This is a genomic window from Prochlorococcus sp. MIT 1306 (assembly GCF_047304515.1).
GTDB lineage: Bacteria > Cyanobacteriota > Cyanobacteriia > PCC-6307 > Cyanobiaceae > Prochlorococcus > Prochlorococcus marinus_D.
Genome location: NZ_CP138959.1, coordinates 1,222,221 through 1,234,004 on the forward strand (window position 1 = coordinate 1,222,221; position 11,784 = coordinate 1,234,004).

An 11,784-nucleotide genomic window follows, 5' to 3' on the forward strand; every position below is an offset into this window, starting at 1 on the left:
CCTCGACCAATGCCTTCAGTTGAATCTTATCCAGCTTGACCGTGTCTTCCATTGTGGTCAATTGGGTCGGACCAAGACCAAAGGCGTGCGTTCATTGGCATTACCGGCTGGGTTCGGACGCAGAGCTTTATTGAGAAGGGTTTCATCGCAACCATCACTAGAGGCCAGGACCTTGACCCGGCCCAGATCATTGACATCAACGATGGCAACGCCAACTCCCAACTCAGCGGCTGCTTGTCTGCAGAGCTTTGTTGGCGCGAGGGGCCCAAGCACGATCGTTTGATCGTATGGAGGAGTGGTTCCTGTGATGTCATCAATTAGACGTGCCTGTTCGCCAGCAAGTCGATAGAAACCTCCTTTGATTCCTAGCGTTTTCAGAATTAGGCCAACGATCCATGCCAGTAGCACTCTGGTTGGCCCTACCAGATTAATTAAGCTCTGTATCCCACAAGCAGTAGCAAGACTGCTTGTGGGATGAAAGGCTCGGCAAAGGAACCGGGCGAGCCATCCAGGGTTGACTGTGCTGGGGTGGTGATAGCGCCCTTGCATGATCGCCACCGGGGTTTCCCCGATCGTGAGGACATCTCCTGGGCGTAGATGCGGCTTGGCGTAGTCACGCAAGATCTCAACGGTGTTATCGAGGGTGCCAAGCAAATGGGTTTTCAGAGGCAACACCTCACAGCAATCGCCAGCTTGAAAGCTGACTTCAGAGGGTTGGAGGGGTTCAGGCTGATGGAGTGGCACCAGGACACCTTGACGACGATTCAGCCGACCAAAGGGGCCGTAGTTCACCCAGTTCACATCTACCCAAATGCTGTCAACACTGGTTTTCAAATCGCTGCTTTTACTGTTCTGCAGGTGCAGGTTCACCTGCACCCTCGTGCTTTTGTGGCCTTTGACAATGTAGGCCGCCCAGTAACCATCATCGCGAGCCTTTTCATCTGGATGATGTGGTGTGATCTTTGTGCTCAACTTGACTTCACTTAGATCGGCTTTGCCAAGCAGAACAGGGTTAATTTGCAACTCAGGCACCATCACTTCCATGCGCGGATGGGGGTTGCTGATCTCCAGCCAGATTTCTACATCAAGATCAGAGTTGTTTTGCTTGACCTTGAAGTCGAGCGCCTTGAGGCTCAGAGGGGAGGCGGGCCTCAGACGATGCCTCAGCTCGAGCCAAAACACACCAAGACCCAGCAGTAGGAGCAGCTCAAGCAGGCAAGTCATTGGAGCAGCCGGCTTACTAGACCGGGGGACCTGGCGCGCAGCGTAAAGGGTAGTTGATGCTGATAGCAGTACTTTAGCGCCTTATTCTTTCACCATGAAGCTGTTGTACTCATTGAAGCTGTCGATTTTCAGTGAATCAATTGGTTTACTTAGGCCTGTAGCAGTACTGATTGCATCATTGATTTCATCGAGTGAAACTTGGCCTTCTTGATCGAGTAGCACCTCACCTTGACCATCGATCACCACCACTTGAGGGATGCGTCCATGCCAGTAATAAGACTCATCTTGGGGATCGTTGCTTGTTCGTCCTTGAAACTCGTCTGTGGTCAATGGGATCAGATCAATGGAATCTCTCCATATCAATTTAATTGTTGACACCACAGGCGAGAAAGCCTTGCTGACGGCGCTGTCATCTAGATAAAACACGATCACACTTGTGCGCTTCTCTCTAAGGGCTTCGGGAAGATTTGTTGCTTGCCCGTAACCCAATGAACCATCACCCGCATAGATCGGAAAGATGTTGCCGTCGTAGGCATCGTCATCTCGGATGGCTTGGACTGGGGGCACCATCAGAAGAATGGCCAGACCCAAGCTCAGGAGTGCTTTGAGCAGATGGGTCATGGGCAGTACACGGAGATGTTTAATGCTCATTTTGGCGCTTGAGTGCCTCGAAAGTGAGGGAGTTAGCCACCTCTCAGGCTGCGTCCCATTCCCTGAGCGATTCCTCGTCCAACCAGACCAATAGCACGGCCTAATACCTGAGTAAGCACGACCACCATGAGATCACCAATGCGTTTGATCAGGGATTGCATTGAGGGTGCCAGAGCATCGCGGGCTTCGAGCAATAGAGCAACTTGCTGCTGCCACCAACCAAGTTCGCTGAGTTCTTCATCACGAGGTTCGGTCAGCAGTAATGGCTCGATAATGCCGTCTCGCAACCTGTAGAGGAGTCGTTTGCTTTCGTAGAGCTGGATTGGTCTTTGAATCCAGTTTTGCCAACGGGCCTGAGTATTGAGTTGATTACGCAATCGCTCGAGTTCTCGTGTGGAAATCAAGTGCTGGTTAAGTAGGAATCGGCGTAGTTCGGGCCACTCACCACAGGTTCCGAGAACTTCGGCACTGATTATTTCAGCGGTTCGTACGAGCCAGTTACCCACCAACATTTCAAGTTGCAGTAAGGCACGAGGGGCATCTGCCGGCAGCAGCTGCCCCTCAACAAGCACGGGTCTGTCGAGCAGCAATGGAGCCAGCATTCTCTGGGGATCTGGAAGTTCTTGATCAATTCCCTTGAGATTGGCAGTGGCAAGCAATTGATCTGCCACTGGTTTGAGTTCACCACCTCGAGGAAGTCTGACGTAATTACCTGCCATGGATCGCAGGGCTTGTTCACGTAGTTCAGATTCGAGCGTCAGCCAGGAGTCATTGAGTGGGGTCTCGGTACTGTTGGCTTGACGCAGCCTTTTCATCACTTGATCCAATTGGTTCAAAAGGGCCAGGAGTAGATCACGACGTCGCTCGGGATTGAGGCTTTCAATCGCTAGCAAGCTGCCTGTTGAATTGCTGAGTCCTCTTTCTACGGAATCGCTAAGCCGCTGACGAATCGCTCCCCATACCGCCACTGCGTTGCGTTCACTAAGGCAGATAACCGTTCCAGCAGCTTCTGCTGAGATCTGTCTTGAAGCATCGAAATCGAAATTGATGCGTGCCTTTTGGGCTGGCCGGTTTTTGGGGAAAGGGTTGCGTAATCCCACTTGCAGCGGGCCCCAAATCCAGAACAAAAAATCTCTTGCACTGCGGAGTTCCCGCTGGCGCCCTTCCATCAAAAGACGAGACAGTTCATTTTTGGGCGGTGGGTTGAGGAATGCTTCGATCAACCTCAGATCGTTGTCGATCTGCTGGAGACCACTCACCAAAAGCCACTGACCAAGCCCCATCGTTGCTTGGGGAATGCTGTCTGGGGAGTCAGGGGCAGCATTGAGTCTCACAACTCTTCCACCGCCACAAAGGGTGGTGATGGCAGCCTGCAATGTGACCAGATCGGGGTCTTGAAGCAGGCCTGGACAATCGAGGCTCAACAACTCGTTTGCATTGAAGCGAAGCTGGGCCGGAAGGATCAGCATTACTGGAGCAGGTTGCCAATGCTCCTGAAGTCTTTTGAGTTCCAGTTGCAATGTGCTGAGAGTTTCGAGACTCTCCACCGACAAGATCACTAGGACTGGATGACGGCTCAGCTGATCCGTCCGCAGAATGACATCCAGGTTTGGGTTTGCACTGCTGAGCTGCAACGCTAAGGATTCACCGAGTAGATCGGGAGCCAACAACAGGATCTGAGTGGATGTGCTGTCCGCCAAATTCACCACGGCACAAGGCTTATGCCATCAAGGTAACGAGCGTTAGGCAAATCCTCCAGTCCGTTGAGATCTTGATGTTTTTAGTTCTGGTTCTTACATGCTGGCCGACCGCTGAGTTGAAGGGTGTAGGAGTGAATGCAGTAACCAGTTTTGGCCTCGATTTGATCGAGCAAATCCTCAGGGAGTTCTATATCAAGGTCTGTGATGTTGCCGGTCTCTATGCAGGTGAGGTGGCTATGAGGATCGCTTCGGTAGCTGTATAGGCGACCATTGGCTCGATCGAGACATTCGATCAGTCCTGCTGATTGAAGTGCCTCCAAGTTCTGATAGACGGATGTGTGACCGATGGACCGACCACAGGCGTTGAGCTTTTGAAAGATATCGCGAGCACTGAGATGAGTGGCTTCGCTCCAGAGGAGATCCAGCACCATGCGCCGCTGACGGCTTAGTCGCATCCCGAGCAGCCGGCAGCGTTCGAAGGCTCCCTGCAATCCATCTTCATCCCGCCCACCACTTGAGCCGCTGATCTTGGGAGCGGTGTGCGTCACAACTGAAGTGATAATGAATTCAATTTACGGCTCCAGCAAGGTCAATTCATAGTCCAAGGTCCTCATGCCATCAGTGGTTGGCTACTTGGTGGGTCCTGCAGTCGGCCATCTCCAATAGCTCGGATTGCTTCATTTAGATCCACCTTGCCGTCGTAGAGAGCTCTTCCCACAATCACCCCACTCACTCCATAGGGTTCAAGAGCAAGCAGACTAAGTAGATCGGCCATGCAACCCACACCTCCGGAGGCGATTACTGGAACGCTGCTGGCGTTTGCCATTTCGCGTAATGACTCTAGGTTCGGCCCTTCAAGAGTTCCATCGGTTGCAATGTCTGTGCTGATGATTGCAGCGATGCCGGCAGCATTGAAATCGGCGGCTAAGTCTGTTGCATTCACCTCGCTTTGGCTAATCCATCCTCGCGTTGCCACCTTGCCGTTTTTGGCATCGATGCCGACGATAATCCGACCGGGATTCCTTTGGGCAAGCTGTTTCACTAGCTGGGGTTGCTCTATTGCCACGGTGCCAAGGATGACTTGTTCAAGGCCATAGGCGAGAAGTTCTTCAGCTCGTTCGAGAGTGCGCACACCTCCCCCGAGCTGGACAGGAATATTGAGAGCAGAGGTAATAGCTCGCACACAGGAATCGTTGACCGGCTCACCAGATTTGGCGCCATCGAGATCCACCAGGTGTAGGCGTGTTGCCCCCTGCTTCTGCCAGCTCAGGGCTTGAGCAACGGGGTCCTCGCTGAAGCGAGTCACCTTCTCGTAGTCCCCCTGGTGAAGTCGCACGCAAGCGCTGTCCAGTAGGTCGATGGCTGGAATGATATCCATGATTGGCAAAGAACGTTGCCTGAGAGCTCCATCCTGCAGGGCGAAGGGCCTTCAGTTGCTGATCGAACGCGCTTCAATATGCGCGTTTGATGATTCAGCTGTTTTGAAGATTCTGATCATGGGGGGAACCCGATTTGTCGGCAAGCCTCTAGTTACTCGACTTCAGGCCCAAGGCCATGCGCTCACGTTGTTCACTCGTGGCCGCCATTCTTTGCCAGATGGTGTGGAACATCTCAGTGGTGATCGAACCACCACTGAGGGGCTGAGTCGTCTTCAAGGCCGAAGCTTCGATGTCATCGTCGACAGCTCAGGGCGCAAGCTTGAAGACAGTCAAAGGGTGGTGGCCTGTACAGGAGAGCCAAAGCATCGTTTCCTCTATGTCAGTTCCGCTGGCGTCTATGCGGATTCCGAACAGTGGCCACTGAATGAGGAGAGCGCAACCGACCCGAACAGTCGTCATGCCGGCAAGGCTCAGACCGAATCATGGCTGCTTCAGCAAGGAATTCCCTTTACCAGTTTCCGACCTACTTATATCTATGGTCCTGGTAATTACAACCCAATTGAACGTTGGTTTTTCGATCGTATCGTCCATAATCGACCGGTTCCTTTGCCACGAGATGGCACCACCATCACCCAATTGGGGCATGTTGTTGATCTGGCTGATGCCATGGTTCGTTCCCTTGAGGTGGAGACAGCGACGAATCGCATTTACAACTGTTCCAGCAAGCGTGGTATCACCTTCAGGGGCTTGATTGCAGCGGCAGCAAGGGCTTGTGGCAAAGATCCAAATACCGTTGAGCTTCGTTCTTTTGATCCTTCAGGCCTGAATCCCAAAGCTCGTAAGGCCTTCCCGCTGAGGCTGAGTCATTTCCTTACCGATATCACCAGGGTGGAGCGGGAATTGGCCTGGCAGCCACGCTTTGACCTTGAGACTGGCCTCGAAGATAGCTACTGCAACGACTACTCCTTGAAGCCAACGGCTGAACCAGATTTCAGTGCCGATCATTCCTTGATCGGGGTTTGATGTATGCCAACGCAGAGCTAAGCGCCAGGAACAGAGATGGCCAGAACAACCACCAGCCCAGGTGCTGCATATTGAGGCAAAAGTTGTGGCTTCCCCAACTAGGCGGCCACAACAACAGCAGCATGCTTAGGAATTGAAGAATCGTCTTTGCTTTACCTCCCCAAGAAGCAGGAGCACCAGATGAGGCTTGAGCACGCCAACCAGAAATCAGTAGTTCCCTGGCCAGCAGGAGCCAGATCGACCAAACAGGCAAGACCTCGTTGCTGGCCAGCCAGATCATCGGTGCTGCTAGAAGAAGCTTGTCAGCAAGCGGGTCCAGGCGAGCACCCCAGCTACTACCACCACCTGCTCTGCGGGCTAGCCAGCCATCAGCGGCGTCGCTAAGCCCTGCCAGCAGCAACAACACCCATGCCAGAGCAGGCTGACCCAATTGAAGCAACAACACCAGGGGGAGGCCTGCGGCAGAACGCCCCACTGTTAGAGCATTTGCCGATCTTCTCAGTGTTGATGGTGAACCGAGGCGGGATGGTGCACTCACAGGCTCAGAATGAATGAACTTGCATGTGATTCATGGTGCTCCAGCAGACGGTGAAGGATGTCATGTCAACGCCTGTGCTCAGTGTCGTGCCAGCCACATCTCTGCAGGAGGCTGTACAACTGCTGACTGATCACCACATCAGTGGCCTGCCAGTCGTCAACGACGATGGAACGCTTGTGGGGGAACTCACTGAGCAAGATCTGATGGTGCGCGAGAGCGGCGTTGATGCTGGTCCCTATGTGTTACTGCTCGACAGTGTTATCTACTTGCGGAACCCCCTTAACTGGGATAAGCAAGTTCACCAGGTGCTTGGTACCAGCGTCAACGACTTGATGCGCAGCGACACCCATACCTGCAATGAAGCACTGCCATTACCAAGGGCAGCCGCCATGCTTCATGACCGCAGTACGCAGCGCTTATTTGTAATCAACGATCAGCGCAAACTTGTTGGGGTGATTACCCGGGGTGATGTTGTTCGAGCTTTATCAATGCAGGGTGACTAGTGCCTATCGAAGCTCGCGAATATGCAATAGCCAATCTTGAGGCGTAGGGAATGGAACACGATTCAAATTGGCAAGGCCTTATCGGTAGAGGCCTGCCATGAAAACGATTGATTTAACTGTTAATTGATCAGTCCTACCTCTGATGCAGACAGCGGTGGTGGAGGTAATACCGGCAGTGGTGGGGCTCCGATCAGTGGTGGAGGCTCGATTTCAGCTGGATTTTGATGGATCGGGTCTCTTTGTTGATGGATCTCCTGGGCTGTAGGCAGGACCTCGCCTTCCCGAAGCAGCAAAGGTGGTGGCAGATCAGGGGGAAGCAGGGTGTTGCCCCATTCCAGATCCGTTCTCAAGGGATCCTTATCTTTAAGATTCAAGGGTGAATCCAACTTTTCGGGCGTTTCGAGCAATACCAGTGGATCTGCCGTAATCGGCGGTTCCCGTAGAGGAGCTCGATCACTATTACGAGCCAGCAAAGTGCGTTGGCTATCGCTGGGAATAGTAGTGCCGGGCTTGGGCGCCCAGATCATCCTGGCGATGGGCTCCACACCTTGCTCTATCAAGCGATTCAGTCCAGCCAGGGCCCGGTCGAACAGTCTTCCGCCCGGCCATTGTTGGCAATTAACTCCATTGCAGTCTTGCGCCCCATCAATCCTGGGGCTGAGAGAGGCTGCCAAGGTGCCCTGAAGCTGGAAGCGCCGTTCACTGAGCCTCAGGAGATAGGGAACATGCACAAAGCTTGTGACACCACCGCTGATCCAATTGGCGTCATCCTCTGTGAAGCCCTTGACGCCTGGAATGATCAAACGACTCTTGGAGGCATGGTCTGGCATGTAAGCCGCCACAAGGCCACGGCTGCGGGCTAAATCCTTGCTCTGTTCAAGGGTCAACCCATCTCTGCTCATTAATACCTCCATACGCCCGTCTTGTCGCAGGCCCATGATCATCCTGATGCGAGGAAGGTAGTAGCGGATCCGCTGGCCCATGCTGATGCTGTATGCGCCCTTGTAGCGAGGAGGAGGCGCTTCCAGATCGTTGTAAATGCTGTGTAGGCCTCCGATAAAGGTGTCGTAGGTTGAGGCACGATTGGCTGTTAGTTCTCCGTAACCGAAGTCAACTCTGCCGTTGTAGCGAATGCCTATGTAGGCGCGTTGGATGGAGGCAGCGCGGTTACGACTACTCCAAACACGTTGACCCAGCTTGAGATCTCCAAGGGGAACTGTGATCTCTTGGCCGCCAATGTCGACATGCCGCTCGTACATCGGACCAGAGACAAATGCCAGTGAAGAGGAGTCCTGGAAAGCGTCCTGTTCTCTATCCCAGCCTTCAAGAAGGCCGAACTTCACTTTACGTGGGTCAAAATCGAATGCGTAGACCTCATCGTTTGGTCGATAGCGAAAGGGAGCATGGACTTGTCTCTTAATGCTCTCTTGGGCGACTTGACTCGGGTTGAAGCGTTCGGGTGCTTTCGGGGCCAGAGCCACAAGACCAGCAAAAACAGTGAGCGGCAACACGATCACAAATAAGCGTTTGGGTAGCTGAGATCTCCTACGCTGAGGCCGCCGTCGCCGCCTTGGCGGGGAGGCTGTGCGGCCAGCACGTCTAAGTGGGGCTGCCTTTGCTTTGGTTGTAGCTGTTTTCGTTCGGGGCAAGTGAAAAATGGCTACCTTCACCATCAGCAAATTCAGCTAAAGCTCACTGCATCAATGGCTTCCCGTCAACTCCCTAGATGAAGGAAGTCGTTAGTGAATGGCTTCTTACTAAAAAATGAAACAGGCAAAGACGTTCGAGCTTCGAACCTTTCTCTGCCAGAATTTATTACCTTCTCATGATTCCAAAAGGGCTTTCTGTGCTGAATTTTGATCCATTTCAAGCCTTTTCATAGTCAATGCTTGTTAGCCGTATTTTTGCTGCATCTGTTATCTATTCCTAGCCATATCAATATTGCTTAGGGAAGAATTTGGCCTGGCTGGCTTTGTCATGTCATTGAAACGCGATCAATCTGTTTGACCTAGCTGTGCCGTCAGATACTGTCTTATTCAAAGGTTATGGTTCTGTTAGGGAACCATCTGCAACTCTTGCAAGCGCTTAAGGCTTACAAAAGGAAATAGCAAAACGCTCTTCAGGGCTGTTGATCGCAATCTAAGATGACCTTTCCAGTCGTAGCTTCTAGATGACTCTTTTTCTGATTAGTGCCCTAGTTGGATCCGTTCTAGCAATGATTTTGATCGTTCGTCGCCTTGAACAGAAATAAGCTGTTGCTTGTCTCTCCTTTCAAGTTCTTGCTCAGACTGGTCTTACAACCTTTCTTGTCGTGGTGGTGTGGATAAGAATCGTCCGCATTCCTATGGCACCCTTAGGTTAGATGGGCTTTTCAGTTGGTGTATAGGCGATTGATGGGCGGCATAAATTTAAAGAGAAGGCTCTCCGTTATTGCCTTGATTGTCATGGCGACTCCGTCTCCCCTTGAGGCAATGGCTTTAAGGGTTGGAGTGAGTGGTTCGCCACCATTTGTGGACAAGAGGGCTGGTGTATATGAGGGGATTAGTATTGAAGTTTGGGATCAAATCGCTAATGCAGAGAAACTTGAATACATTCTCGTTCCATATCCCAACATAGATTCGAACATCAAGGCGGTTGCTGATGGAAAGATTGATTTGGCTATCGGGCCTATCAGCATTACGCCAGATCGGGCGGCAAAAAATGGGATTGAATTCACTCAACCTTATTTCTATGCAGAGGAGGGTATTTTAGTACCATCAGAGCCACCCGGATTGTGGACGAGGATCAAACCTCTCTTTGGTGTCGCTGCTTTATCTTCTATCACTTTCTTGCTATTTACACTTTTCTGTGTAGGCAATCTGATTTGGCTTGCAGAGCGAAAACGCAACCCTGAACATTTTCCTCCTCAATATATAAAGGGTCTAGGGAATGGGATTTGGTTTGCCTTGGTTACACTCACCACCGTAGGTTACGGAGACCGTGCACCTTTAACAAAAGCAGGAAGGTCTATAGCAGGGGTCTGGATGGTAATTTCGCTAGTATCAGTGTCGACAATTACTGCAGGATTGGCTTCGGCATTTACCGTCTCGCTATCTCAGACGCAATTGCCTGGGATCATGAAACCATCGGATTTGGATGGTGAATTAATTGGCGTAGTTACTGGCACCACAGGGGTATTTTTAGCAAGATCATATGGTGCACGGCCGTTGCCAGTACCAACCCTTAAGGAGGCTATTCATCTAATCAAGAAAAATAAAGTCTCAGGAGTGATCTCAGACAAACCTATCTTGAGTTATTATATGAAAAATAATCCAGATAAATCTCTAAAATTAGCACCTTTTAGGCTTTCCCTTCAGACCTATGGATTTGTCTTGCCTAGTGATAGTCCATTGGAACGTTTGATTAATATTGAACTCCTTCGCCTTGAACGCAGTAATAAGGTTCAAGCGATAAGCGACAGGCTTTTGAAATAATTCCTCTGATCTAATGCTCACAAACATTTAGTTTTGCAGCTGACACTTCAGCACTGCTAGCGCTTCATCGGGTAGTCCCAAAAATTGATCCAGCCATGCGGCTCCACTGAGTGGCACGGTAGCGACGCCCACAAGTACGGCATTGCCATCCGCATCAAGTGCCTGTCCTTGTACATGATGGCGCTGACTCTCAACCTTTCCACTGCTGAGGCATGTGTTCACAGTCAGGTCAGGAGCAGTGAGCCAACTGCCAACCGTGAAACAGAAGCGCGCTTCAAACTGAAGTAATAATTCACCGCTATCGGGTGCGAAAGACCCTTCAAGCTTTTTGGTTCTAATGCTGATGTTCAAACCAGGAGGCATTGGCAAGCCAAGTATCTGTGTTGTGCGCCAGCTGAGAGCAGGAATGATCAGGTTTTTTGGATCAAAGCGAAGACTTCTCAGCCCATTTTGATTTAAAGGCCCTAGAAGGCCGTCTCCACCACCACCTCTAGCGTCATAACTAAAGGCTGGATAAGCTCCGATGGCTAGACGACATCCTTTCTGACTGGTCAGATGCATTACGGAGGACAACATAACCACTTGGTCGATCCCCACGTTGACAGAGCCTAAGAGCAGGTGTATTCAGATCAACTTATAAAATTAATAAGCGCCGCCTAAACTGACTCTCCATAGACACAGTTTCTAATTAGAACTAATTTACACTGGATAACTGAGATGATCAACGATTGACTTAAAAGATTCGAAATAAATCATTGCCGCAGAAGCTATAAAGATACTTTTATCTAGACAATGCTTTCATAGAAATTGAGGCTATAAACATCAATTAAGCCGCCCTCTAACTCATCAATGCAGCAAAGACGAACCAATAACACTATTTAGTCAACCTTCTAATACTGCACTTACGTCAGCATCTAAACAGTCAAGATCCTCGCTATTCAGTAGAACTGGTCGTCACCCGTCTAACTGACGATGACGACGCAATCCATCTTCAATCAAGAATGACGCAAGGCTGCTACAGCTACGGCTTTCTGCAAGGGCATGCTGCTTGAGCCGATTCATCAAACCCGCCGGCAGGGTCACATTGAGGCGTTCCGATTCAGCAGAATCGGCCACCATTGCTGCACTTGGAGCCTCTTGAGGCAATCGTTGGCGCTCTTGCAGCTCATCCATTGGGTTCTGCAGTGACGACACTTTGACGTCTTAGCTTGGCAGCAATAGTTCAGCAATAACTTGCCATTCGTGCTCAAAAGCTCTCTATGGCAATCTTCGAGTCGTCTATCGATCAGATCT

Annotated in this window: 12 protein-coding genes; 3 read left to right on the top strand and 9 right to left on the bottom strand. The window is 51.1% G+C overall.

The annotated features are described in order from the left end of the window. Window positions 1-57 precede the first annotated feature (57 nt). The 5 genes from SIB74_RS06220 to hisA all read right to left on the bottom strand — a co-directional run bounded on the left by SIB74_RS06220 (window position 58) and on the right by hisA (window position 4,953). Window positions 58-1,224: a hypothetical protein gene (locus tag SIB74_RS06220; protein ID WP_063395748.1), complete on the bottom strand. Its 1,167-nt coding sequence runs from the start codon at window positions 1,222-1,224 to the stop codon at window positions 58-60. A gap of 81 nt (window positions 1,225-1,305) precedes the next feature. Continuing rightward, window positions 1,306-1,875: a thylakoid membrane photosystem I accumulation factor gene (locus SIB74_RS06225; RefSeq protein ID WP_063395747.1), complete on the bottom strand. Its 570-nt coding sequence runs from the start codon at window positions 1,873-1,875 to the stop codon at window positions 1,306-1,308. A gap of 32 nt (window positions 1,876-1,907) precedes the next feature. Beyond that, on the bottom strand, window positions 1,908-3,584 hold the full coding sequence (locus SIB74_RS06230; RefSeq protein ID WP_063395746.1) for a DUF3685 domain-containing protein: 1,677 nt from the start codon (window positions 3,582-3,584) through the stop codon (window positions 1,908-1,910). A 71-nt stretch (window positions 3,585-3,655) separates the two neighbouring features. Continuing rightward, window positions 3,656-4,030, bottom strand: coding sequence for a Fur family transcriptional regulator (locus tag SIB74_RS06235; protein WP_231906077.1), 375 nt, complete (start codon window positions 4,028-4,030; stop codon window positions 3,656-3,658). A 155-nt stretch (window positions 4,031-4,185) separates the two neighbouring features. Next, window positions 4,186-4,953, bottom strand: coding sequence for a 1-(5-phosphoribosyl)-5-[(5-phosphoribosylamino)methylideneamino]imidazole-4-carboxamide isomerase (hisA, locus tag SIB74_RS06240; RefSeq protein WP_063395745.1), 768 nt, complete (start codon window positions 4,951-4,953; stop codon window positions 4,186-4,188). 118 nt (window positions 4,954-5,071) lie between these two features. Here hisA and SIB74_RS06245 point away from each other — a divergent pair, with 118 nt between their 5' ends. Beyond that, window positions 5,072-5,977, top strand: a complete 906-nt coding sequence (locus SIB74_RS06245; protein ID WP_231906049.1) for an NAD-dependent epimerase/dehydratase family protein — start codon at window positions 5,072-5,074, stop codon at window positions 5,975-5,977. Here the strand turns inward: SIB74_RS06245 and SIB74_RS06250 are convergent. After that, complete coding sequence (locus SIB74_RS06250) at window positions 5,946-6,515, bottom strand: CDP-alcohol phosphatidyltransferase family protein (protein WP_063395743.1); 570 nt, start codon at window positions 6,513-6,515, stop codon at window positions 5,946-5,948. The two genes, SIB74_RS06245 and SIB74_RS06250, sit on opposite strands and share 32 nt — an antisense overlap. Before the next feature lie 32 nt (window positions 6,516-6,547). On the opposite strand from SIB74_RS06250, the gene SIB74_RS06255 reads away from it, so the two are divergent. Beyond that, the gene (locus SIB74_RS06255; RefSeq protein WP_063395742.1) at window positions 6,548-7,018 is read left to right on the top strand and encodes a CBS domain-containing protein; all 471 of its coding nucleotides are present in this window, start codon (window positions 6,548-6,550) and stop codon (window positions 7,016-7,018) included. A 119-nt stretch (window positions 7,019-7,137) separates the two neighbouring features. Here SIB74_RS06255 and SIB74_RS06260 read toward each other — a convergent pair whose 3' ends face one another. Beyond that, window positions 7,138-8,691, bottom strand: coding sequence for a hypothetical protein (locus SIB74_RS06260; protein ID WP_063395989.1), 1,554 nt, complete (start codon window positions 8,689-8,691; stop codon window positions 7,138-7,140). A 771-nt stretch (window positions 8,692-9,462) separates the two neighbouring features. Between SIB74_RS06260 and SIB74_RS06265 the strand changes: the two genes are divergently transcribed. Beyond that, window positions 9,463-10,491 carry a transporter substrate-binding domain-containing protein gene (locus SIB74_RS06265; protein ID WP_413681798.1) on the top strand — a complete coding sequence of 343 codons (1,029 nt, stop codon included), beginning with the start codon at window positions 9,463-9,465 and terminating at the stop codon, window positions 10,489-10,491. A gap of 27 nt (window positions 10,492-10,518) precedes the next feature. Here the strand turns inward: SIB74_RS06265 and SIB74_RS06270 are convergent, their stop codons facing one another. Next, on the bottom strand, window positions 10,519-11,067 hold the full coding sequence (locus SIB74_RS06270) for a hypothetical protein (RefSeq protein ID WP_063395740.1): 549 nt from the start codon (window positions 11,065-11,067) through the stop codon (window positions 10,519-10,521). A gap of 378 nt (window positions 11,068-11,445) precedes the next feature. Then, window positions 11,446-11,664 (bottom strand): ribbon-helix-helix domain-containing protein, encoded by a 219-nt coding sequence (locus SIB74_RS06275; RefSeq protein ID WP_413681799.1) that lies wholly within the window; start codon window positions 11,662-11,664, stop codon window positions 11,446-11,448. Window positions 11,665-11,784: the final 120 nt, after the last annotated feature.